Here is a 21,464-nt window from a genome sequence, read left to right as displayed (position 1 = left end):
CTGGGATCAGTCCGAGGCGGGCAGCGCTTTGGGGGCCTTGATGGTCAGCGGCTTGCCGCCGTAGGTGAGCGGACCGGCGCCGGAGGCGGTGCAGAGAAGTTCGAGGGTGTCGGCGGCGTCGACGTACCGCTTGCCGATGAGGGCGCCGGGCGCCTCGTCGGAGGGGGGCGGGGCGGGGACTTCGGTGGCGGGGACCATCGGACTGCCGCCGCACTCGACGGTGCCCGCCGCGTCCCGCGGGGCCCGGATGACGATGACGCGGGTGGAGCTGGTGGCGGAGGCGAGCTGGTCACCGGGGCGCGGGGTCGGTGCGGGGGACTCCATTGCGCGGTTCTCCTTCGGGTACGGGTGCTGGTGTGCCGAGGCGCTCCCCCAGCCGGTCCAGGTCGTACGACTGGCGGGCGAGCCAGAAGCGCAGGAAGCCGGTGAGCGAGTAGCGCAGGAACAGGGCGCCCCCCACCACGGCGGCGGCGATCCCGCCGAGGCCGATGGCGAGGGCGTCGCCCTGGGCCAGGGAGTTGTCGGTGGCGTGGGCGAGCGGGAAGGCGAGGGCGCCGAGGAAGAGGCCCGCCGCCATGAGCAGTCCGCCGAGGCGCAGCCACAGGGCCGCGCGGGCGGCGGCGGGGTCGGGGATCTTCAGCTCGGCGAGCTCGCGGACGAACCGGTCCGCGCGCGCCTCGGAGGCGGAGGTCATGTCGGGCTCCCCAGGTAATAGGAGGACAGTTCGGCGTGCAGGGAGCTGTCGGGGTGCCCCTGCCACTGGATCCGGCCGCCGGCGAGGACGGCGGCGTGGTCGGCGATCTTCAGGACGGCGGCGGCGAACTGTTCGACCACGAGCACCGCGACGCCCTGCCGCGCGATCTCGGCGACGTGCTCGTACAGTTCGGCGACGACCAGCGGGGCGAGTCCCATGGAGAGCTCGTCGAGCAGCAGGACGGCGGGGTCGGTGGCCAGGCCCCGGGCGAGGGCGAGCATCTGCTGTTCGCCGCCGGAGAGCGTGCCCGCGTGCTGTGCGCGGCGGGCGCCGAGTACGGGGAACCGGGCGTACGCGGTCTCCTCGATCTCCTCCCGGCCGCGACCGGCGAAGGTCATCATCAGGAGGTTGTCGCGTACGGAGAGGTTGGGGAAGACCCCGCGGCCCTCGGGGATGAGGCAGACGCCGACGCGGGCGAGGTCCTGGGGACGTGCACCGGTGGTGTCCCGGCCACCGAGGAGCACCCGGCCGCCGGTGGGCGGGTGCATACCGGCGGCGGTCTTGAGGGCGGTGGTCTTTCCGGCGCCGTTGGGGCCGATGAGCGTCACCACCTGGCCCGCTTCGACGGCGAGATCGATGCCGTGCAGCACGGTGATGCCACCGTAGGCGGCCCGGATGCGGGACAGTTCGAGCAGCGGGGTCACGGTTGTGCCTCCCCCAGATAGGCCGCGAGGACCGCCTTGTCCTGCCGGATCCGCGCGGGCGGACCGCAGGCGACGACGGCCCCCAGGTCGAGGACGTACACCTCGTCGCAGACGCCCATCACCAGGCTCATGTCGTGTTCGACGAGCAGCACCGCTGTGCCGCCGTCCGCGAGGGAGCGGAGCAGGGCGGCGAAGCGTTCGGTCTCCTCGGTGTCCTGTCCGGCCGCCGGTTCGTCGAGGAGCAGTACCCGCGGGTCGAGGACGAGGGCGCGGCCGACCTCCACGAGGCGGGCGAGTCCGGTGGGGAGAGCGTCGGCGCGGTCGTCGGCCACCTGGGTCAGGCCGAGCCGGTCGAGCACCTCCTCCGCGGTACGGGACGCCTGGCGCCGCCCGGAGCCGAGTTCGGCGGCGACGAGGAGGTTGTCGCGCACCGAGAGGCGGCCGAAGAGCTCCAGATGCTGGAAGGTGCGGGACAGGCCACGGCGGGCGCGGCGGGCGGGGCCCTCGCGGGTGATGTCCCTGCCGTCCAGCCGCACCCGGCCGGTCCGGGGGCGGCGCAGTCCGCAGACCACGTCGAACAGGGTGCTCTTCCCTGCTCCGTTGGGTCCGATGAGCCCGGTGACGCGGCCCGCCTCGGCGGTCAGCGACACCCCGTCGAGGGCCCGGCGTCCGCCGAAGGTGACGGTCACCTCCTCAGCCCGCAGCAGTGGCACGGTTCAGCGCCTCCCCGTCCTCGGGCCGCCAGGGGCGGCGCAGTCCCCACCACTCCAACGGGATGTCGGAGGGCCCTTGTCGGCGTGCGGCGGCCCGGACGCGTAGCGCCAGGGCCGCCGCGAGGGCCACGGCGAGCAGCGGCCATCCGTCGGCCGCGCCGACCGCGGCGAGCAGCCAGCAGCCGGCGAGTACGACGCACAGGGCGGGCATCAGCAGCCGGTCACGGACCAGCGGCGCCCATTCGGCGCGCATCCCGGCGAGCACGCCGCTCGGGCTGTGGGCCAGGCCCATCCCGGCGAGCGCGACGAGGAGCGCGGTCACGTCATGGGCCCAGGGGCCGAGCCCGTCGAACAACTGGGCCGGTACGACGAAGGCGACACCGGTGAACAGACCCGCGCCGACCGCGCCGAGCCCGCCGATCACCGCGATGAGGAAGATGGGCAGTCCGGCGACGAGGTTGAACTGCTCGGCGGTGACGGTCTGCAGCTGCATGCCGTACAGCGCGCCGCCCAGCCCCGCGATCCCGGCCGACAGCGCGAACACCGCCGCCTTGGCGCCGAGCAGGCGCCCGCCGAGGGTGGCGTAGGCGGCCTCGCTGTCCCGCAGTGCGATCAGGCGGCGCCCGAACCTGCCTCGGCGCAGCGCGACGACACCGAGCGAGGCGAGGGCGAGGCAGACCGCGGCCAGGAGCAGCAACTGAGTCGGCGAGGTGAGGTGCAGGCCGAAAATGTCCGGTCCGGTGATGACCACCGAGCCCTGGTCGAACAGGGCGATGCGCACACCGAGCACGTCGAAGGCGGGCAGGGTGAAGATCCAGCGGTCGAGGACGACGGCGAAGGCGACGGTGCCCAGGGCCAGGTAGATCCCGGACAGGCGCAGGGCCGGCAGCGCGATGAGCGCGCCGACTGCCGCGGCCACCAGCACGGCGACGGGCAGCGCCCACAGTTGCCCCTGCGCGCCGAGGTGTCCCCACACCACCGCGCCGATCCCGGCGATGGACAGCTGGCACAGGGAGATCTGCCCGGCGTACCCGGCGAGTGGGACGTACGACAGGGCGATGACGCCGAGCGAGAAGACCGTGCCGTACGAGACGATCGCGTCCTCGGTCAGCACGGTCACGAGGAGCAGCGCGAACACGAGGATGCTCCCCGCGAGGAGCAGGCTGCCGCGCACCGTCGGCAGCGGCACCCGCACCAGGGTACGGTCGCGGCCGCGCAGCCTTCGGTGCGGGAAGGCGAGCAGGGCCAGGAGGAGCAGCAGGGCCGGGGCGGCCAGCCGCAGGCCCGGCAGGTAGTCGTTCCGCGGCAGGTAGCCGGTGAGGTATGCCTCCAGCAGGGCGACGACGACCGCGCCGAGGAAGGTCAGCGGGAGGCTGCGCAGGCGGCCGAAGACGGCGGCGGTGTAGGCGCTGACGATGAGCAGCGACAGCTGCTGGGCGTCCAGTGCGACGGTGGGGGCGATGAGGATGCCGCCGACGGCGGCGAGCTGGATGCCCAGCACCCAGGCCAGCCGCCCCGCGCGCAGCGGGTCGGCGCCGGTGAGCCGGGCGAGTGCGCGGTCGTCGACGCAGGCGCGCATCTGGGTGCCGGCGCGGGTGCGGTGCAGCAGGACCCACAGAGCCGCCGCGATCGCGAGGGCGGCCGCCATGGTGATCGCCTGGTGCCAGGTGACGGCGGCCGGGCCCAGCCGGATCGCGGGACGGTCGGCGAGGAACGGGCTGAGCGGGCGCGGGGTGTTGGGGTCCCACACCCAGCGGGCGAGCGCGATGCACCCGGTGAGCAGGGCCACCGTCATCACGAGGCGTTCGGCCTCGCCGAGTGCCTGTACGGGGCGCATCAGGACGCGTTCCACGAACAGTCCGAAGGCGGGCGCGAGCACGAGCAGCACGGCGGCGAGGGCGAGCGGTACCGGCCAGCCCCAGCCGACGGCGAGCTGCCAGTAGGCGAAGGCGGCGAGCATCCCGGCCGCACCATGGGCGAAGTTGAACACTCCGGCCGTGGTGTGGGTGAGTACCAGGCCGCTGCCGATCACGGCGTAGATGGCGGCGGTACTCAGGCCCACCACCGTGAAGGCCAGGAACTGATCCATGATTTGGAAACTAGCTTCTCCTTATTGGAGAAGCAACCATTCGCGCAGAGGGAGCTTCCCTGCCGTTGACGACTCCCCCTGCCGCATGGAAGCGTGATACTCGAATTCGAGAATCACATTCTCCAGGAGGACCCGGTGAGTGACACCGACGATCTGGTGGCGATCGAACAGCTCCTGGCCCGCTACGCGGTCGCCATGACCCGCGGTGACGTGGACCGGGTGCTCGCCGTCTTCACCCCGGACGGCACCTACAGCGCCTTCGGCGACAGCTACCCCCTCGACGAGTTCCCGGCGCTGATCGCCGCCGCGCCCAAGGGCCTCTTCCTCGTCGGCACGCCCGTGATCGAGCTCGACGGCGACAGCGCCACCGGCACCCAGCCGCTGTGCTTCGTCGAGCACTCCGAGCACGAGCTGCGCATCGGCTACTACCAGGACACGTACGCCCGCACACAGGACGGCTGGCGCCTGCACACCAGGGCCATGACCTTCATCCGGCGCAGCGGCGCACACGACTCGGGCCGTCCGCACGCCTTCGAACGCGGCCGTTCATGAGGACCGAGGAGTTCCGGCAGTCCTTGCGGAGCTGGCTCGACACCCATGATCTGACCCCGGAGACGAACCATCACGACCTCGACGCCCAGGTGGCCCAACTTGCCCGGGTTCGGCGGGCGTTGTGGGACGCCGACTGGATGCGCCACGGCTGGCCGCGGGAGGTCGCCGGGCTCGGCGGGCCGAGCGTGCTGCGTGCGGTGCTGGGCGAGGAGGTCGCCTCCCGCGATCTGGCGGAACCCGGCATCTGGTCCATGGTCGAGGTCCTGGTCCCCACCCTCATCGACTACGCGCCGCCCGCGCTCGCCGCCGAGATGGTGCCACGGCTGCTGGGCGGCGCGGAGCAGTGGTGCCAGGGCTTCTCCGAGCCCGGTTCCGGCAGCGATCTGGCGTCGCTGTCCACGCGGGCGGTGCGCGACGGGGACGCGTGGGTGGTGACCGGCCAGAAGGTGTGGACGAGCCTCGCGCAGTACGCGGCCCGCTGCGTCCTGCTGGCCCGCACCGGAGGACCGGGGCACGACGGCATCAGCGCCTTCTTCGTCGACATGGACTCCCCCGGCGTCACCGTGCGCCCCCTGCGCACCATGCACGGCGTCGACGAGTTCGCCGAGGTCTTCCTCGACGAGGTGCGTGTCCCGGCGGCCCGGCTCCTCGGGGCTCCGGGGGACGGCTGGCGGCTGGCCATGGACCTGCTGCCGCACGAACGGTCCACCTGCTTCTGGCACCGGGTCGCCCACCTCTACAGCCGTCTCGACCGCCTCCTCGCGCAGAGCTGCGAACCCGACGCCGACGCGCTCGGCGCCGCCTGGCTCGAGCTGCACACCGTGCGCTGCCGCTCGGCCGCCACCCAGCGGTCCCTCGCGGAGACCGGGCGGCTCGGCCCGGAGACCTCCGTCGACAAGATCCTGCTGGCCACCGCCGAACAACGGCTGTTCGACACCGCGCGTGACCTGCTGCCGGGCACCGTCGAACTTGCGGCGGACGACACGTGGCGCACCGAGTACCTCTACTCGCGGGCCGCGACCATCTACGGCGGCACCGCCGAGATCCAGCGCAACATCGTCGCCCGCCGTCTGCTGGACCTCGGGAAGGAGTGACGCGCGTGGACGCCGCCGAACGGGAACTGCTGGCAGAGGCCCTGCGCAAGACGCTGACGTCGGACACCGATGCGGACACCGATGCGGGCGCCAATGCCGACGCCGACGCGGACGCCGGCCTGGCGGACCTGGGCTGGCCACAGATGCTGACTGAGGAACCCGGCACCGCCGTCCCGCTCGTCTTCCGGCTGCTCGGCGAGACGGGCGCGCATGCGCCGGTCCTCAACGACGTTCTCCTGCACGCGACCGGCCGGCCGCTCGGGGGCACGCTTCCGCTGCCGTACGCGGGCGGCGCCTGGGTGGAGTGGCCGCGGGACGGATCGGGCGACGGGACGGCGCTGGACCCCGCGCTCCCGCTCCGCCGGGTGGACCCGGGCGATCCGGTCCCGCTGGCCGCCGGGCGCCTGGCACTCGGCTGGTGGCTGCTCGGCACGGGCCGCGCGATGCTCGACCTCGCTCGCCAACACGTGCTGGACAGGGTCCAGTTCGGCCGCCCGCTCGCCTCCTTCCAGGCCCTTCGGCACCGGCTCGCCGAGACGTACGTGGCCCTGGAGGGCGCCGAGGCGGCCCTCGCCGCCGCCGCGGACGACACCGGCGCCCTGCTCGCCAAAGCGGCGACGGGCCGGGCCGCGCTCACCGCCGCCCGCCACTGCCAGCAGGCACTCGGCGGCATCGGGTTCACCGCCGAGCACGGCCTGCACCGGCACGTCAGACGCGCCCTGGTGCTCGACGGGCTGCTCGGCTCGGCCCGCGAACTGACCCGCGAGGCGGGCGCGTCGCTGCTGCGCGAGGGGCGGGCGCCCCGCCTCGTCGACCTGTGAGTGCTGGACTCGTGAGTACTCGACCTTTGAGGGAGTACGTGTGACCACGGACCTGTGGCACGATCTGCTCGGCTGCCTCGACCTCGCGCCGCTGGGAGGCGGCGCCTACGAAGGCCGCTCGCAGCGACTGGAGTACCACCGGCTGTTCGGCGGTCAGCTCCTCGCCCAGTTCGCGCGCGCCGCCACCCTCGCCGCGCCCGACAAGGGCCTGAAGTCACTGCACACGCAGTTCCTGCGCGAGGGCAGCACCGATGAGCCCGTGCGCTACGAGACGGACGTGCCGCAGCAGGGGCGCACCTTCGCGACCGTACGGCTCACCGCCCGTCAGGGGCAGCGGGTCATCGCGGTGGCGAACGCGAGCCTGCACACCTGGGAGGACGGGCAGCCGGAGCGGCAGACGGTCGATTCCGCACCGGCGCTGCCCGGCCCGGAGCGGATCGTGGACCTCGGAGTGCTGCCCTGGGAGTCGAGGGCGGCGACCGACCTCGACACCGAGAAGTCCGAGCCGCCCGGCTACGAGCTGTGGACCCTGATCCCCCAGGTCCACCGGGTCCTGGCACCCGCTCTTGTCGCCTACGCCACCGACCTCACGCCGATCGGTACCGCGCTGCGGCCCATGGCAGGCGTCACACAGACGGGCGCGGGGCGCACGTTCACATCGGCCGTCACCTCGCACACCGTGTGGTTCCACCGCCCGTTCGACACCGGGGAGTGGCTGCTGCTGCGCCAGCACAGCCCGCTCGCCGCGCACGGGCGGTGCTTCGGGCGCGGCGACGTACTGGGCGCCCAGGGGGCGCTGATCGCGTCGTACGCGCAGGAGGCGCTGTTGCGCTTCGGCTGACGCCCGCCCCGGGCGCGGCTCAGGGTGCGCCGCCCCGGGCCGGACTCAGGGCGCGGGCACCTCCACGACCAGCGCGGAGCCCATACCGCCTCCCGCACACATGGCGGCCACACCCACTCCCCCACCCCTGCGGCGCAGTTCGTGGACGAGGGTGACGACCATGCGCGCACCCGTCGCGGCGACCGGATGGCCGAGGGAGCAGCCGCTGCCGTTGACGTTCACCGCCTCGGGGTCCAGGCCGAGTTCGCGGACGGCCGCGACCGGCACCGACGCGAACGCCTCGTTGATCTCGAACAGATCCACATCGGACACCGCCATACCGGCCCGCTGAAGCGCCTTGGGGATGGCGTACCCGGGGGTGAGCCCGGTCTCGGCGGGGTCCAGGGCGACCGACGCCCAGGAACGTATGATCCCCAGGGCGGGCAGGCCGAGGCGGCCGTCCGCGACCGCCAGGGCCGCCGCCGCGTCGTTCGCCCCGCACGCGTTGCCCGCGGTGATCGAGAAGCCCTCGATCTCCGGGTGGAGCGGCTTGAGGGCGGCGAGCTTTTCCGCGCTGGTGTTACGGCGCGGATGCTCATCGGCCTCGAAAGGGCCGTGCGGGGTGTCGACGGGCACGACCTCGGCCTTGAACCGGCCCTCGTCGAGCGCGCGCACGGCGTTGCGGTGCGAGCGCAGCGCCCACGCGTCCATGTCCTCGCGGGTGATCCCGGCACGCACCGCCGTGTTCCAGCCGACCGTGATCGACATATCGAGGTTGGGGGCGTCGGGGCGGTCGGGGTGCGAGGGCGGCACCCATTTCTCGGCGCCCCGGTAGGACAGCTTGGGCGCGGTGGAGGCGGAGTTGACCCCTCCGGCCAGTACGAGCCGGTCCATGCCGGCGCGGATCGAGGCCGCGGCGGTCTGGACCGCGGCGAGCCCTGCCGCGCAGTGCCGGTTGAGGGCCAGGCCCGGCACGCGCGGCAGTCCGGCGGTGACGGCCGCATGCCGCGCGACGACCCCACCGCCGTAGTGGGTTTCGGCGAGCACCACATCGTCGACGAGGGCGGGGTCAAGCCCCTCGGCGACCGCCGTGACGACGCGGTCGGCAAGTTCGTAGGCGGTGGTGTCCCGCAGGCTCCCCTTGAAGGCGGTGCCGATCGGTGTGCGCAGGGCGGTGACCAGGACGGCTTCAGGCATCGGCGGCCTCTTCCAGTTCTGTGACGAGGGTGCGGCGCAGGAGCTTGCCGGTGGGTGTGCGGGGCAGTTCGGGGCGGAAGACGACGGTGTCCGGGGTCTTGGCGGAGCGCAGCCGCTGCCGGGCGAAGGACCGGATGTCCTCGGGGTCTCCGGCCCCGACCAGGACGGCGACCAGCCGCTGCCCCCACTCGGGGTCGGGCACGCCGAGCACGGCGGCCTCCCGTACGCCCGGGTACTGCAGCAGTACGTCCTCGATCTCGGCGGGCGCGATGTTCTCGCCGCCGCGGATGATGGTGTCGTCGGCACGGCCCTCGATGAAGAGATAGCCCATCTCGTCCAGTCGTCCCCGGTCGCGGGTGGCGAACCAGCCGTCGGTTTCGAGGGCACGGCCTCCGGCGTACTCCCCGGAGATCTGCTCGCCGCGTACGAAGACGAGCCCGGTCCTGCCGGGGTCGAGCACCTTGCCGTCCGCGTCCCGGATCTCCACCCCGATCCCGGGCAGCGGACGGCCCACCGAGCCGAGCCGTTCGCGCACCGCCGGATCGCCGGAGGCCAGCGCCCTCCGGTGGTCCTCGGGGCCGAGGACGCAGATGGAGGAGGCGGTCTCGGTCAGCCCGTAGGCGCCCACGAACCCGGTATCGGGGAACTGCCGCAGCGCCCGCTCCACCACCGGGCGCGGGGCGCGCGCCCCGCCGTAGGCGAGGCTGCGCAGGGTGGGCGCGTCGGCCCGGCCGTCGCCGAGTTCGGCCGTGATCCGGGCGAGCATGGTCGGCACCAGCATGGCGTGGGTGACGCCCTCGCGGCGTACGGTCGCCAGCCAGCCCGTCGGATCGAAGGCGGACTGGTAGACGATCCGGCGGCCCGCGTAGAGGTTCGTCAGCAGGTTCATCAGCCCGGCCACGTGGTACGGCGGGAGCGCCACCAGCGTCGCGTCGCCCGCTTCGGCCGAGCCGAAGTCCTGGGTGTTGAAGACGTAGGCCAGCAGATGGCGATGGCGGAGCAGGGCCGCCTTGGGGGCGGAGGTGGTGCCGCTGGTGTAAAGGATGACGGCGGTGGCGTCCCGGTCGTCGGGCACCGGCCGCCACTCCGGTTCACCGGTCGGGGCCAGCAGGGCGTCGAGATCGCCGGGGTGCAGCACCTCGGCGCCCGGGTGCCGCTCCAGCAGGGCGCTCAGCTGGTCTTCCCCGAGTCGGTAGTTGAGGGGGACGAACGGTACGCCGGCCAGGGCCGCGCCGAACAGGGCCACCGGGTAGGAGACGTGGTTCGCGCCCAGGTACAGGACGGCCGAGCGGTCACGGAAGCGGTCGGCCGCGTGGCGCGCGAGGCGCTGGAGTTCGGCGGCGGAGAGCGAACGGCCGTCCTCGGTGACGGCCGACCGGTCCCCCGCCGAGGCGGCCATTTCCAGGATCACGGCTATATTCATGAGAATTCCATTCTCATATACTCAGAGGCTCACTCGCAAGAGAGGGGAACGATGGTGCGCATCGAAGGTTCCTCGGCCCTGGTGGTCGGCGGCGCGGGCGGGCTGGGCGAGGCGACGGTACGGCGACTGCACGCCGCGGGAGCCCGGGTGGTGGTCGCCGATCTCGCCGACGACAAGGGCAAGGCGCTGGAGGCCGAGCTCGGGGTGCGCTACGTCCGCACCGACGCCACGGACGAGGCGTCGCTCACGGCCGCCGTCGAGGCGGCAGAGGACGCCGGGGGCACCGGGGGCACCGGGGAGTTCCGCATCGCGGTGGACTGCCACGGCGGCCCGGCGAGCGGCGGGCGGCTCGTCGGCAAGGACGGCTCCCCCCTGGACCTCGCCGGATTCCGCACCACCGTCGACGTCTACCTGACCGGGGTCTTCAACGTACTGCGGCTGGCCGCCGCGGCGATCGCCCGCACCGCGCCGGCCGGCGAGGACGGCGGGCGGGGCGTGATCGTCATGACGTCGTCCATCGCGGCGTACGAGGGGCAGATCGGCCAGCTGCCGTATGCCGCCGCGAAGGGCGGGGTGAGCGCGATGACGCTGGTCGCGGCGCGCGACCTGTCCCCGCTCGGCATCCGGGTGGTGTCCGTCGCGCCCGGGACGGTGCTCACGCCCGCGTACGGGAAGGCGGCCGGCACGCTGGAGGCGTACTGGGGTCCGCAGGTGCCCCATCCGCGGCGGATGGGGCGGCCCGAGGAGTACGCGGCCCTGGTCCAGCACCTGTGCGAGAACGACTACCTCAACGGCGAAGTGATCCGTCTGGACGGCGGGTTGAGGTTCCCGCCCAAGTGACCCGGGTGACGGCCGACCGGTGTTCAGTCGGCGGCCATCTCCTGGCGCGCCTTGGCCCACAGCCAGGCCGCGTAGGTGTGCAGCCCCTCGCCGAGTTCGCGGTTCATCCGGCCGGCGAGGGCGCGGGCGTAGCTGCCCTCGAGGAGGGCGGCGAGCCGGAAGCAGGCGAGGACCTGGTACCAGCGGAACGTGGAGACGTCACGGCCGGTCGCCTCGCCGTAGTACGCGACGAGCTCGGCCCGGCCGGGCACCCCGTCCCAGGGCTGGAACTGCGGATCGCTGCCCGGCGGATCGCCCTTCTCCCGCCAGGCGGTCAGGATCCAGGCCAGGTCGAGCAGCGGATCGCCCAGCGAGGTCATCTCCCAGTCGACGATCGCGGCGAGGCGCGGCGCGTCGTGCGCGAACATCACATTGGCGAACTGCAGATCGCCGTGGACGATCCCGGTGGCGCCGGACTTCGGGGCGTGGGCGGTGAGCCAGTCGGCGACGGTATCGACCAGCGGGGACTCGTGCTCGCGGTAGGTGGCGTCGGCACGGTAGCCGTGCAGCATCTTCAGATACTTCGGCGGCTGCCGCTCCAGCCAGCCCTCGGGACGGCCCAGGTCGTCCAGGCCGTGCGCGTACGGGTCCACGGCGGCGAGCTTCGCGGCGCCATCGACGAGGGCGAAGGCGACCGTACGCCGCCACTCGGCGTCTTCGGCGTAGCTGCCGGGCAGCCGGCCCCGTGGCATAAAGCCGTCGATCTTCTCCAGAACGGAGAACGGACCGCCCAGCACCGATGCTTCGAGCACGCTCGCGTGCAGGCGCGGATGCGGTACGTCCGTGTCGGCGAGGGCGGCGAGGGCGCGGCTCTCGCGCCGGAAGGCGTCCGAGGCCCCGGAGGCCAGCTGGCGCCCCGGGCGGCGCAGCACGAGTTCGGTGCCGTCGGCGCGGCGGAGGGTGAACAGGAGGTTCTGGGCGCCGCCGGTGAGGGGTTCCAGGGCGGTCACGGGACCGTCTCCGGGGAGCTCGGCGAGGCCCGGCCAGGCGTTGAGGCGGCCGAGGTCTTCTTTGGCATCGTCGCGGGTGGTCACCAGGTCACCGCCGTTTCCTTCAGCCGGTCCGCGTAGGTGGCGCGGGCCGCGGCCAGCCGGGTGGGCAGATGTGCGGAGCCGAAGAGGGGGTCCTCGGCGGGCACGGCGTCCTTGAGGAGGAGCCGCGCCACGACGTCCTGGTGGGCCTCGGTGGGGCCGTCGGCGACGCCGAGCGTCGGGCCTGACTGCCACATACGGGTCAGCGGCAGCTCGTTGGAGACGCCGAGGGCGCCGTGCAGATGGAGGGCGCGATAGGCGATGTCGACCAGGATCTTCGGGGTGACGACCTTCACGCCGGAGACATGGAGTCGGGCGCGGCGCGCGTCGGCCTTGTCGCCGGTGCGGTTGGCGCGGTCCATCTGCCAGGCCGCGTGCAGGACCTGGAGGCGGAACTGCTCGATCTGGATCCAGGTGTCGGCCAGTTGGTGGCGGACGGACTGCTGGTCGGAGAGCGGGCCGCCACGCGTACGGCGGGAGGCGATCCGCTCGGTCATCATCTCCAGTGCGCGCTTGCACTGCCCCACGGACCGCATCGCGTGGTGCAGCCGCCCACCGCCGAGCCGGGTCTGTGCGATGACGAAACCGGAGCCGGGCTCGCCGAGCAGGTTGTCTGCGGGGACACGGCAGTCGGCGAACCGCAGATAGGCGTGGACGCCCTGACCCAGCGGCTCCCCGGCCAGACCCGTTCCGCGCACCATCTCCATCCCGGGCGTTGCGGCCGGGATCAGGATCATGGAGGCGCCCTGGTGCACCGGCACATCCGGGTCCGTGATCACCATGGCGATGACGAAGGCGGCATGCGGGTAGTTGGACGCGAACCACTTCTCGCCGTTGATCACCCACTCGTCGCCCTCGCGGACGGCGCGGCAGGTGAAGCCGCCGGGGTCGGCGCCGCCGGTCGGCTCGGTCATCGCGAAGGTGGAGACGATCCGCCCGTCGAGCAGCGGTTCCAGGTACTCCTCGCGCTGCTCCTCGTTGCCGTAGTGGGCCAGGATCTCCGCATTGCCGGAGTCCGGGGCCTGGGTGCCGAACACCATCGGCGCCCAGCTCGACCGGCCCAGGATCTCGTTGAGCAGCCCCAGGTTCACCTGGCCCATGCCCATACCGCCGAGCGACGGCGGCAGATGGGCGGCCCACAGCCCCTGCTCGCGCACCCGACCCTGCAGCGGACGGACCACCTCGCGGAAGACCTCGCTGTCACGGTCGTACGGATCGGCGTTTCCCGGGAACAGGACGTCGAGCGGTTCGATCTCCTCGCGGACGAATCCGGCGGCCCAGTCGAGCTTCTGCTGGAACTCGGCCTCGGTACTGAAGTCCCACATGACGCAGCCTCCACTCTCCATCAGAATGGCATTCTGAAACTAACAGAACGACATTCTCCAGTCCAGAGATGGTCACTTCCGATTGCGGGCGTCGGGCGCGCGCACTCCCGCGAGGACAAAGCCGACCAGGTGCTCGACCTCCACCGGACCGGGCACCTCCTCCGTGAACAGCCAGTACTGCAGCGCGGCCACCACCGCACCTGCGGCGGTCCGCGCGGCACGCACCGGGTCCCCTGCCCCCAACTCGGCGGCCGGCCCGGCGAACAGGGCCGTGAGCGCGTCCACCAGCGCGACAGTGACATGACCGGCGCGCGGCGCAGGGCCGCCGGTCGCATTGGCCAGTACGGCCCGGGTCTGCCGGGCGAGACCGGCGTCGGACGCCTGCCGCAGCACCGCAGCGAGCCCGGCCCGCAGCTGCGCCTCCGGCCCCTCCCCGGCCGCCCGCGCGATCCGGTGGCGTACGTAGCCGACGACCGTACGCGCGCCGCGCTCGACGATCGCCTCTACCAGCGCATCCTTGCCGGTGAACGACCGGTAGAAGGCATCGTTGGACAGCCCGGCCGCGGACACGATGTCGGCCACGCGAGGCCTGCGCCCGTCACCCGCGACCATCAGCGCCAGCCCGGCGTCCAGCAAGGCATCGGCATCCGACTTCAGAATATTATTCTGCATGAGCGAGAATCATAATCTCAGGATCGAGAACCCTACAGGAGGCGCCATGGGGTACGCGGACGAGCTCTTCGACCTCTCCGGCCGGGTGGTCCTGGTCACCGGCGGCAGCCGGGGGCTGGGGCGCGCGATGGCGCTGGCCGCCGCGCGCTGCGGCGCGGACGTGGTCGTCGCCAGCCGGAAGTACGACGCCTGTGCCGCGGTGAGCGCCGAGATCGAGAAGGAGACGGGGCGCGCCGCGCTGCCCTACGCCGTGCACGTGGGCCGCTGGGACGAGCTGCCGGGGCTGGTCGACGCCGCGTACGAGCGCTTCGGCAGGCTCGACGCGCTGGTCAACAACGCCGGTATGTCCCCGGTCTACGACGACCTCACCGCCGTCACTGAGCAGATGTTCGACTCGGTGCTCGGCCTCAACCTCAAGGGCCCGTTCCGGCTGTCCGTGCTGGCCGGTTCGCGGATGGCGGAGGCGGGCGGCGGCACGATCGTCAACGTCAGCTCCACCGGCTCGATCCGGCCACGCCCGGCGATCGTGCCGTACGCGGCCGCCAAGGCCGGGCTGAACGCGGTGACCGTCGGGCTGGCGCAGGCGCTCGGCCCGGCGGTCCGGGTCAACACACTGATGTGCGGGCCGTTCGCCACCTGGGCCACCCGCGGCTGGCAGCAGGACCCGGACCAGCTCGCCGAGGGCGTCCGCCCGCACGCCCTGCAGCGCATCGGCGACCCGGCCGAGGTGGTGGGCGCCGCGCTCTACCTGATCTCCGACGCCTCCTCGTACACCAGCGGGGCGACCCTTCGGGTGGACGGCGGGATGCCGTGACCCCGCAACCGGCAGGGCCTGATCAGTGTCATCTCAGGTCATGTCACCGTGCTCTCCCAGCCGCGGCGGCGGCCCGTACGCCCCCGGCAGGCCGGCGCCCCGGAACGGGCTGCCGACCAGGCGGTACCCGTCCGCCTCCACCACCGCCCCCGGCGCCGCGGCCAGAGCCTCGGGAAGGGTGCGGACGGCCGCGGCGGGGACGCCGAGGGGGCGCAGGCGCGCTTCCCAGGCGGGCGCCGTGTCCGCGGCGAGTGCCTTCGTCACGGCCGCGATGACCTCGTCCCGGCGGGCCGCGCGCTCGGCCATCGTCGCGTAGCCGTCGATACCGACCTCGGCGGCGAAGGAGCGCCAGAAGCCGTCGTGGGTGATGAACAGGGCCAAGTGGCCGTCTGCCGTGGGGAAGAGCTGGGCGGGGACGTAGTAGGCGTGGGCGCCGCCGAGGCGGCGCGGTGCCGCTCCGTCGTTCAGCCAGGCCGCGGCGTGGTAGTTCAGCTGGGAGAGCATGACGTCCCGCAGCGAGACCTCGATCTGCCCGCCCCGCCCCGAGTGCACCTGCGCCAGCAGGCCGAGGGCGGCGGCGAAACCGGCCGAGTTGTCGGCTGAGGAGTAGCCGGGCAGCAGGGGCGGGCCGTCCGGGTCGCCGGTGAGGGCGGCGATGCCGGTGGCGGCCTGGACGACGTAGTCGAAGGCGGGGTCGTCGCCCGCGTCCATGCCCCAGCCGGTCAGGGCCACGCACACCAGACGCTCGTTGACGGGCTCCAGGGCCTCGTAGGTGAGGCCGAAGCGGCGGATGGCGGACGGTTTGAGGTTGACCAGCAGCGCGTCCGCGCTCCGTACCAGCTCGTGCAGCTTGTCCTGGCCCTGCTGCGTGGCCAGGTCCAGGCGGACCGAGCGTTTGCCCCGGTTGAGGCTGGCGAAATAGGCGTCCGAGACCTGGCGGGAGAGGTCCCCGCCGGGCGGCTCCACCTTGGTCACCCGCGCCCCCAGGTCGGCGAGCAGCATGGTGGCGTACGGCCCGGCGAGGATGTGGCCGACCTCCAGCACCCGGAGCCCCGCCAGCGGGCCGGAACCGCTCACCGGAAGTCCGCGGCGATCGCCGCGACCGCGTCGCGGGTACGGAGCTTGGACGCGACGAGTTCGTTCCGCCCGGTCCCGATCGGCAGCAGGCGGACGGACAGGTCGGTCACCCCCGCGTCCGCGAACCGCCTGAAGCGGGCCGCGATGGCCGCCTCGTCGCCGGCCGCGCACAGGTCGCCCACGTCGTGTGCGTCGCCGTACCCCAGCAGCCGCCGGTAGTTGGGCGAGATCTCGGCCTCGCCGAGGATGCGGTTGGCGCGTTCACGGGCCGTGTCCACCTCATGCGGCGCGCACAGGCACACCGGGATGCCCGCCACGACACGCGGGGCGGGGCGGCCCGCGGCCTCGGCCGCCTTGGTGATCGTCGGTACGACGTGCTCGGCCACCGCCCGTTCGTCCGCCATCCACAGCACGGTGCCGTCCGTGCGCTCCCCCGCGATGCGCAGCATCACCGGGCCGAGCGCGGCCAGCAGCACCGGCAGCGGAGCGACCGGGCCAAGGGTGAGCGGGTTGTGGACGCGGAAGACGTCGTTCTCGACGTCCACCGAACTGCCCCCGGTCAGCGCGGCGTTGAGCACCTCCAGGTGGGCACGGGTGTACGCGGCGGGCTTCTCGTACGGGATGCCGAGCATGTCGCGCACGATCCAGTGGTGGGAGGCCCCGACGCCCAGCGCCAGCCGCCCGCCCGCCGCCGCGTGTGCGGACAGCGCCTGGCGGGCGAGGGCGATCGGGTGCTGGGCGTGCACCGGGACGACCGCCGTGCCGAGCTCGATACCCGAAGTGGCCTGGCCCATCAGCGAGATGGCGGTCAGCGCGTCGAAGTCGGTGGGCACCTGAGGCACCCACACCGTGTCGAATCCGGCCCCCTCAGCCCACCGGGCGTCCTCGACCATCCGCGCCGCCTTGTGCGCGGCGTCGCCCCGCTCGGGGCCGCTCATCACTCCGACTCGCATCTCAGTCCTCCGGGGCGGTCAGGGCACGGATGTCCGCGACGATCGCGTCCAGCGAAGTGCCCGTGGGGAACACGGCGGCGGCTCCGGCCTCGCGCAGGCGCGCCACGTCAGCGGCCGGGATGGTGCCGCCGACGACAACAGGGATGTCGTCGGCGCCCGCCGCGCGCAGGGCCGCCACCGTGCGGTGGGTGAGCGCGAGGTGGGCGCCGGAGAGAATGGACAGGCCGACGACGGCCACGTCCTCCTGGACGGCGGTGCTGACGATGTCGTCCACGCGTCGGCGGATGCCGGTGAACACCACCTCGAACCCGGCGTCCCTGAGCCGGCGGGCCACGAGTTTGGCGCCGCGGTCATGTCCGTCGAGGCCGGGCTTGGCGACGAGTACGCGCACGGGTGCCGGCATCAGAACACCACCGGCTGCCGGAACTCGCCCCACACCTCGCGCAGGGCGTCGGCCATCTCGCCGACCGTGCAGTAGGCGTTGGCACAGGCGATCAGCGGTTCCATCAGGTTGCTGTCTCCCTCGGCGGCGTGCCGCAGTTCGGCGAGGCGGGCGCGTACGTCGGCGGTGCTCCGCTCCGACTTCACCCGCGCGAGCCGCTTGAGCTGGCGTTCGCGGCCTTCGGCGTCGAGTTCGTAGGTGGCGAGGTCGGGCGGCGGTTCGTCCACCGTGAAACGGTTGACGCCGACGACCGGCCGCGCACCGGAGTCGGTCTCCTGGTGCACGCGCCACGCCTCGTCGGCGATGAGCCCTTGCAGGTAGCCGTCCTCGATGCAGCGGACCATGCCGCCGTGGGCCTCCAGATCGGCCATGATCCGCACGATGCGTTCCTCGGTGGCGTCGGTGAGCGCCTCCACGAAGTACGAGCCGCCCAGCGGGTCGGCGACCCGGGGCACGCCCGTCTCATGGGCGAGGATCTGCTGGGTGCGCAGGGCGAGCGTCGCGGACTCCTCGCTGGGCAGCGCGAACGGCTCGTCCCATGCGGCCGTGAACATCGACTGCACCCCGCCGAGGACGGAGGCCAGCGCCTCGTACGCGACGCGCACGGTGTTGTTGCGGGCCTGCGGCGCGTACAGCGAGGCCCCGCCGGCGACGCAGCCGAAGCGGAACATGCATGCCTTGTCGGTCTTCGCCCCGAACCGCTCGCGCACCAGCGTGGCCCAACGCCTCCGTCCGGCCCGGTATTTGGCGACCTCCTCGAAGAAATCGCCGTGTGTGTAGAAGAAGAAGGAGATCTGCGGGGCGAACTCGTCGATGGTCATACGGCCGCGTTCGAGCACCGTCTCGCAGTAGGTGACGCCGTCGGCGAGGGTGAACGCCATCTCCTGTACGGCGTTGGCGCCCGCGTCGCGGAAGTGCGCTCCGGCGACCGAGATCGCGTTGAAGCGGGGCACCTGCCCGGCGCAGAATTCGATGGTGTCGGCGATGAGCCTGAGTGACGGCTCGGGCGGCCAGATCCAGGTGCCGCGTGAGGCGTACTCCTTGAGGATGTCGTTCTGGATCGTGCCGGTGAGCTTGGCCCTCGGGATGCCGCGCCTCTCGGCGGCGGCCACGTACAAGGCGAGCAGGATCGCCGCCGTGCCGTTGATGGTGAAGCTGGTGCTGATCCGGTCCAGCGGGATGGTGTCGAACAGGATCTCGGCGTCGGCGAGGGTGTCGAGGGCGACCCCGACCCGGCCGACCTCGTCGGCGTACTCCGGGTCGTCGGAGTCGTAGCCGCACTGGGTGGGCAGGTCGAGCGCCACCGACAGGCCCGTGCCGCCCTGGTCGAGCAGATAGCGGTAGCGGCGGTTGGACTCCTCCGGGGTGCCGAATCCCGAGTACTGGCGCAGGGTCCAGGTGCGGCCCCGGTAGCCGGTCGGGTAGTTGCCGCGGGTGAACGGGTAGCTGCCCGGGGCGGGCGGTTCGGTACGGGCGTCGGCCGGGCCGTAGACCGGTTTGAGGGGGATACCGGAGGCGGTACGGGGGTCTTGGGTCATGACAGTTGGTCCTTCATCACCTTGCCGGTGGCGTTCAGCGGCAGTTCGGGGCGGAACACCACATGGCGGGGCACCTTGAAGCCGGCCATGCGTTCCTTCGCCCAGGCGATCAGCTCCCCCGCTGTGATCTCGGCGAACTCGCCGCGCGGCACGACGAATGCCTTGCCGACCTGCCCCATCCGCTCGTCGGGCACGCCGATGACGGCGACCTGGGCGACGGCCGGGTGGCGGAGCAGGAAGCCCTCGATCTCGGCCGGGTAGGCGTTGAAGCCGCCGACGATGAACATGTCCTTCTTACGGCCGATGATCTTCAGCCGCCCTGCCTCGTCCAGTTCGCCCAGGTCGCCGGTGTGCAGCCAGCCGTCGGCGTCGATCGTCTCGGCGGTGGCCTCGGGGTCGTCGAGATAGCCGCGCATGACGGCGTAGCCGCGGACCAGGACCTCCTTGTCGTCGGCCAGGCGCACCTCGAAGCCCGCGCAGGGGCTGCCGACGGTGGTGGCGACGGCCTCGTACGGGTCACCGGGGCGGGAGGCGGTGACGGTGCCGGCCTCGGTGAGGCCGTAGCCCGTCATGAGGTGGCTGAAGGGCAGTTCGGTGGTGATACGGCGGACCAGCTCGACGGGGATGTCGGCGGCGCCGGTCACCGCGACCCGCAGCGAGGACAGGTCCCGGCCGCCGCCCGACGCCAGCAGGGAGTGGTAGACGGTCGGCGGGCCGGGCAGGACCGTCACCCGCTCCTTCTCCACCAGCTCCAGCACCCGGTCGACGTCGAAGACGGCGACCGGCAGGATCGTCGCGCCGCGGATCATGGCGGCGACGCAGCCTGCCTTGTAGCCGAAGATATGGAAGAACGGGCTGACGATCAGGTACCGGTCGCCCTGCCGGAGCCCGGCCAGCTCGCACCACTCGGCGTACAGCCGCAGCGTCTGGCCGTGGGTGGTCATCACGCCCTTGGGGCGGCCCGTCGTGCCGGAGGTGAAGATGATGTCGGCCAGGTCGTCCTCGCCGACCTTCCGCTCCAGGGGTTCGCCCGAGGCGAGGAAGCCGTCGGTCTTCAGGTCGATGACGGGGACGCCGGGCGGGCCGCCGAACTCCCGGTCGAGGAAGCCGTTCTGCACGCACAGCGCCTTGGCTCCGCTGCGTACGACGATGTCGTGCGCCTCCTCGTCGCGGAACCGGGTGTTCACCGGGACGACCACACCGCCCGCTGTGAGCAGGCCGAACGCGGCGACGATCCACTCGGCCGAGTTGGGCGCCCAGATCGCCACCCGGTCGCCCGGCCCGACGCCCGCCGAGGCGAACGCCCCGGCGGTCCGCCGCACCCGGTCGGCGAGGTCGGTGAAGGTCAGCCGCAGCTCGCCGTCGACCACGGCCTCCGCGTCGCCGAACCGTGTCGCGGCGCCGAGCACCAGCTCGGGGATGCTGCGCCACCGTGCGGGGATGGTCATGCGTCGATCAGGCGTGCCAGGTTGCCGCCCATGACCTTGGCCTTGTCGCCCTCGGTGAGCTTGACCAGATGGTCGACGTAGCTGACCGGGTCGGCCAGGCCCTCGGGGTGCGGATAGTCGGAGCCGAACAGGACACGCTCGATGCCGATGAGGTCGCCGAGGGCGGCCATGTCCTCCTCCCAGAACGGGCTGATGTGGATGTTCCGCTTGAAGACCTGGACCGGGTCCTCCTGGAACTCGTGCGGCATCTTCTTGTACACATCGGCCAGACGGCTCAGTACCGGCTCCACCCAGGAGGCGCCGTTCTCGATGACGGCGACCTTCAGCTCGGGAAAGCGGGACAGGGCGCCGTGGCAGATCAGCGAGGAGACGGCGTCCTCGATCGGGCGCCACTCGTTGACCTGGCGGAAGGCGTTGGGCTTGAAGGGCAGGAACTCGCGCCGGTTGCCCTCCCAGTCGCCTGCGTAGTTCGCGTAGCCGCTGTCGGAGGAGTGGAAGGCGACCAGGACACCGGTCTCGACGACCCGCTTCCAGAACGGGTCGAACTCCGGCAGGGCGAAGGAGCGGGTGCCGCCGAAGCCGGGTACGGGGGCGGGGCGGATCAGGATCGCCCGCGCGCCGCGCTCCACCACCCAGTTCAGCTCCGCGATCGCCTTCTCGACGATCGGGAGGGTGATCACGGGGACGGTGAAGATGCGGTCCTGGTAAGTGAAGCCCCAGGTCTCGTGCAGCCACTGGTTGAGGGCGTGGATGACCGCGTGGATCAGCTCCGGGTCGTCCTTCATCCGCTCCTCGATGAGACTGGCCAGCGTCGGGAACATCAGGCTGCGCTGGATGCCGAGCTGGTCCATCAGCTCCAGGCGCGGGGCCGGTTCGCGGAAGGCGGGGACGGAGCGCATGGGCTCGCCGAAGATCTGGCGGCGGGTCTTGCCGTTGGGGTTGCCGATCTTGAAGTACTCCTCCATGGCGCCGGGGCGGGCGACCACGTCGAAGGTGGGGTTCGGGATGTACTCGCTGATCTGCCCGCGTATCGCGATCTTGGTGCGGCCGCGGACGTTCACATACTCGATGGCCCCGTCGTACTCCTTCGGGAGGTACCTGGTGAGCGCTTCCTGGGTCTCGTAGAGGTGGTTGTCCGCGTCGAACAGCGGATAGGCGAGCGCGCGAGAGGGCATGAA

The 21,464-nt window shown here is 72.4% G+C and carries 22 protein-coding genes; 6 read left to right on the top strand and 16 right to left on the bottom strand.

All coding sequences use genetic code 11. The features are described 5' to 3' along the window. Positions 1-6: 6 nt before the first annotated feature. The 5 genes from ACWDSL_RS14445 to ACWDSL_RS14425 are packed head-to-tail and all read right to left on the bottom strand — an operon-like array spanning position 7 to position 4,200. Positions 7-324, bottom strand: a complete 318-nt coding sequence (locus ACWDSL_RS14445) for a hypothetical protein (protein ID WP_450485179.1) — start codon at positions 322-324, stop codon at positions 7-9. Beyond that, the gene (locus ACWDSL_RS14440) at positions 290-694 is read right to left on the bottom strand and encodes a hypothetical protein (RefSeq protein WP_218830780.1); all 405 of its coding nucleotides are present in this window, start codon (positions 692-694) and stop codon (positions 290-292) included. The genes ACWDSL_RS14445 and ACWDSL_RS14440 overlap by 35 nt, the downstream gene beginning before the upstream one ends. Continuing rightward, positions 691-1,398 (bottom strand): ABC transporter ATP-binding protein, encoded by a 708-nt coding sequence (locus ACWDSL_RS14435; protein WP_450485177.1) that lies wholly within the window; start codon positions 1,396-1,398, stop codon positions 691-693. Before ACWDSL_RS14435 ends, ACWDSL_RS14440 begins: the two co-directional genes overlap by 4 nt. Then, a complete protein-coding gene (locus tag ACWDSL_RS14430; protein ID WP_450485175.1) occupies positions 1,395-2,111 on the bottom strand; it encodes an ABC transporter ATP-binding protein in 717 nt (238 codons plus the stop codon). The genes ACWDSL_RS14435 and ACWDSL_RS14430 overlap by 4 nt, the downstream gene beginning before the upstream one ends. Continuing rightward, entirely contained in the window at positions 2,092-4,200 is a 2,109-nt protein-coding gene (locus tag ACWDSL_RS14425; protein ID WP_450485173.1) for a branched-chain amino acid ABC transporter permease, read from the bottom strand. Before ACWDSL_RS14425 ends, ACWDSL_RS14430 begins: the two co-directional genes overlap by 20 nt. Positions 4,201-4,335: 135 nt before the next feature. Between ACWDSL_RS14425 and ACWDSL_RS14420 the strand changes: the two genes are divergently transcribed. The 4 genes from ACWDSL_RS14420 to ACWDSL_RS14405 are packed head-to-tail and all read left to right on the top strand — an operon-like array spanning position 4,336 to position 7,508. Continuing rightward, the gene (locus ACWDSL_RS14420) at positions 4,336-4,752 is read left to right on the top strand and encodes a nuclear transport factor 2 family protein (RefSeq protein WP_450485171.1); all 417 of its coding nucleotides are present in this window, start codon (positions 4,336-4,338) and stop codon (positions 4,750-4,752) included. Then, on the top strand, positions 4,749-5,846 hold the full coding sequence (locus ACWDSL_RS14415) for an acyl-CoA dehydrogenase family protein (protein ID WP_450485169.1): 1,098 nt from the start codon (positions 4,749-4,751) through the stop codon (positions 5,844-5,846). The genes ACWDSL_RS14420 and ACWDSL_RS14415 overlap by 4 nt, the downstream gene beginning before the upstream one ends. A 5-nt stretch (positions 5,847-5,851) precedes the next feature. Beyond that, a complete protein-coding gene (locus ACWDSL_RS14410) occupies positions 5,852-6,667 on the top strand; it encodes an acyl-CoA dehydrogenase family protein (protein WP_450485167.1) in 816 nt (271 codons plus the stop codon). Positions 6,668-6,707: 40 nt separating this feature from the next. Next, positions 6,708-7,508: an acyl-CoA thioesterase gene (locus tag ACWDSL_RS14405; RefSeq protein ID WP_450485165.1), complete on the top strand. Its 801-nt coding sequence runs from the start codon at positions 6,708-6,710 to the stop codon at positions 7,506-7,508. A 45-nt stretch (positions 7,509-7,553) separates the two neighbouring features. Here ACWDSL_RS14405 and ACWDSL_RS14400 read toward each other — a convergent pair whose 3' ends face one another. Together ACWDSL_RS14400 and ACWDSL_RS14395 are read right to left on the bottom strand one after the other, a co-directional pair. Next, positions 7,554-8,684, bottom strand: coding sequence for a thiolase family protein (locus tag ACWDSL_RS14400; protein ID WP_450485163.1), 1,131 nt, complete (start codon positions 8,682-8,684; stop codon positions 7,554-7,556). After that, a complete protein-coding gene (locus ACWDSL_RS14395) occupies positions 8,677-10,107 on the bottom strand; it encodes a class I adenylate-forming enzyme family protein (protein ID WP_450485161.1) in 1,431 nt (476 codons plus the stop codon). The genes ACWDSL_RS14400 and ACWDSL_RS14395 overlap by 8 nt, the downstream gene beginning before the upstream one ends. A 54-nt stretch (positions 10,108-10,161) precedes the next feature. Between ACWDSL_RS14395 and ACWDSL_RS14390 the strand changes: the two genes are divergently transcribed. Then, positions 10,162-10,947: an SDR family oxidoreductase gene (locus ACWDSL_RS14390; RefSeq protein ID WP_450485215.1), complete on the top strand. Its 786-nt coding sequence runs from the start codon at positions 10,162-10,164 to the stop codon at positions 10,945-10,947. Between the two features lie 23 nt (positions 10,948-10,970). Here ACWDSL_RS14390 and ACWDSL_RS14385 read toward each other — a convergent pair whose 3' ends face one another. From ACWDSL_RS14385 to ACWDSL_RS14375, 3 genes are all read right to left on the bottom strand, one after another. Beyond that, positions 10,971-12,020, bottom strand: a complete 1,050-nt coding sequence (locus tag ACWDSL_RS14385) for a phosphotransferase family protein (RefSeq protein ID WP_450485159.1) — start codon at positions 12,018-12,020, stop codon at positions 10,971-10,973. After that, positions 12,017-13,342 (bottom strand): acyl-CoA dehydrogenase family protein, encoded by a 1,326-nt coding sequence (locus ACWDSL_RS14380; protein ID WP_450485157.1) that lies wholly within the window; start codon positions 13,340-13,342, stop codon positions 12,017-12,019. Before ACWDSL_RS14380 ends, ACWDSL_RS14385 begins: the two co-directional genes overlap by 4 nt. 72 nt (positions 13,343-13,414) lie before the next feature. Beyond that, on the bottom strand, positions 13,415-14,014 hold the full coding sequence (locus tag ACWDSL_RS14375; protein WP_450485155.1) for a TetR/AcrR family transcriptional regulator: 600 nt from the start codon (positions 14,012-14,014) through the stop codon (positions 13,415-13,417). Positions 14,015-14,060: 46 nt separating this feature from the next. Between ACWDSL_RS14375 and ACWDSL_RS14370 the strand changes: the two genes are divergently transcribed. Continuing rightward, complete coding sequence (locus tag ACWDSL_RS14370) at positions 14,061-14,828, top strand: SDR family NAD(P)-dependent oxidoreductase (protein ID WP_450485153.1); 768 nt, start codon at positions 14,061-14,063, stop codon at positions 14,826-14,828. A 33-nt stretch (positions 14,829-14,861) separates the two neighbouring features. On the opposite strand, the gene ACWDSL_RS14365 is transcribed toward ACWDSL_RS14370, so the two are convergent. From ACWDSL_RS14365 to ACWDSL_RS14340, 6 genes are read right to left on the bottom strand one after another with little or no spacing between them, the layout of a single operon-like run. Further along, positions 14,862-15,905, bottom strand: coding sequence for a CaiB/BaiF CoA transferase family protein (locus tag ACWDSL_RS14365; RefSeq protein ID WP_450485151.1), 1,044 nt, complete (start codon positions 15,903-15,905; stop codon positions 14,862-14,864). Next, a complete protein-coding gene (locus tag ACWDSL_RS14360; protein ID WP_450485149.1) occupies positions 15,902-16,858 on the bottom strand; it encodes a TIGR03564 family F420-dependent LLM class oxidoreductase in 957 nt (318 codons plus the stop codon). Before ACWDSL_RS14360 ends, ACWDSL_RS14365 begins: the two co-directional genes overlap by 4 nt. A 1-nt stretch (position 16,859) precedes the next feature. Beyond that, entirely contained in the window at positions 16,860-17,261 is a 402-nt protein-coding gene (locus ACWDSL_RS14355; RefSeq protein ID WP_089505721.1) for a cobalamin B12-binding domain-containing protein, read from the bottom strand. Beyond that, entirely contained in the window at positions 17,261-18,838 is a 1,578-nt protein-coding gene (locus ACWDSL_RS14350; RefSeq protein ID WP_450485146.1) for a methylmalonyl-CoA mutase family protein, read from the bottom strand. Before ACWDSL_RS14350 ends, ACWDSL_RS14355 begins: the two co-directional genes overlap by 1 nt. Continuing rightward, positions 18,835-20,286 carry a FadD3 family acyl-CoA ligase gene (locus tag ACWDSL_RS14345; RefSeq protein ID WP_450485145.1) on the bottom strand — a complete coding sequence of 484 codons (1,452 nt, stop codon included), beginning with the start codon at positions 20,284-20,286 and terminating at the stop codon, positions 18,835-18,837. The genes ACWDSL_RS14350 and ACWDSL_RS14345 overlap by 4 nt, the downstream gene beginning before the upstream one ends. Beyond that, the gene (locus ACWDSL_RS14340) at positions 20,283-21,461 is read right to left on the bottom strand and encodes an amidohydrolase family protein (RefSeq protein WP_450485143.1); all 1,179 of its coding nucleotides are present in this window, start codon (positions 21,459-21,461) and stop codon (positions 20,283-20,285) included. Before ACWDSL_RS14340 ends, ACWDSL_RS14345 begins: the two co-directional genes overlap by 4 nt. Between the last annotated feature and the right edge of the window lie 3 nt (positions 21,462-21,464).

It is taken from the genome of Streptomyces sp. NPDC000941 (genome assembly GCF_053599555.1).
The sequence above is the reverse complement of the archived record's forward strand: the minus strand, read 5'-3'. Positions and strand labels throughout refer to the sequence as shown.

Bases quoted from the DNA above. Each gene is read 5' to 3' on its own strand.
- ACWDSL_RS14370 (WP_450485153.1), top strand. From the start codon at position 14,061: ATGGGGTACGCGGACGAGCTCTTCGACCTCTCCGGCCGGGTGGTCCTG.
- ACWDSL_RS14355 (WP_089505721.1), bottom strand. From the start codon at position 17,261: ATGCCGGCACCCGTGCGCGTACTCGTCGCCAAGCCCGGCCTCGACGGA.
- ACWDSL_RS14340 (WP_450485143.1), bottom strand. From the start codon at position 21,461: ATGCCCTCTCGCGCGCTCGCCTATCCGCTGTTCGACGCGGACAACCAC.
- ACWDSL_RS14400 (WP_450485163.1), bottom strand. From the start codon at position 8,684: ATGCCTGAAGCCGTCCTGGTCACCGCCCTGCGCACACCGATCGGCACC.
- ACWDSL_RS14425 (WP_450485173.1), bottom strand. From the start codon at position 4,200: ATGGATCAGTTCCTGGCCTTCACGGTGGTGGGCCTGAGTACCGCCGCC.
- ACWDSL_RS14375 (WP_450485155.1), bottom strand. From the start codon at position 14,014: ATGCAGAATAATATTCTGAAGTCGGATGCCGATGCCTTGCTGGACGCC.
- ACWDSL_RS14345 (WP_450485145.1), bottom strand. From the start codon at position 20,286: ATGACCATCCCCGCACGGTGGCGCAGCATCCCCGAGCTGGTGCTCGGC.
- ACWDSL_RS14395 (WP_450485161.1), bottom strand. From the start codon at position 10,107: ATGAATATAGCCGTGATCCTGGAAATGGCCGCCTCGGCGGGGGACCGG.
- ACWDSL_RS14445 (WP_450485179.1), bottom strand. From the start codon at position 324: ATGGAGTCCCCCGCACCGACCCCGCGCCCCGGTGACCAGCTCGCCTCC.
- ACWDSL_RS14440 (WP_218830780.1), bottom strand. From the start codon at position 694: ATGACCTCCGCCTCCGAGGCGCGCGCGGACCGGTTCGTCCGCGAGCTC.
- ACWDSL_RS14360 (WP_450485149.1), bottom strand. From the start codon at position 16,858: ATGCGAGTCGGAGTGATGAGCGGCCCCGAGCGGGGCGACGCCGCGCAC.
- ACWDSL_RS14350 (WP_450485146.1), bottom strand. From the start codon at position 18,838: ATGACCCAAGACCCCCGTACCGCCTCCGGTATCCCCCTCAAACCGGTC.
- ACWDSL_RS14380 (WP_450485157.1), bottom strand. From the start codon at position 13,342: ATGTGGGACTTCAGTACCGAGGCCGAGTTCCAGCAGAAGCTCGACTGG.
- ACWDSL_RS14415 (WP_450485169.1), top strand. From the start codon at position 4,749: ATGAGGACCGAGGAGTTCCGGCAGTCCTTGCGGAGCTGGCTCGACACC.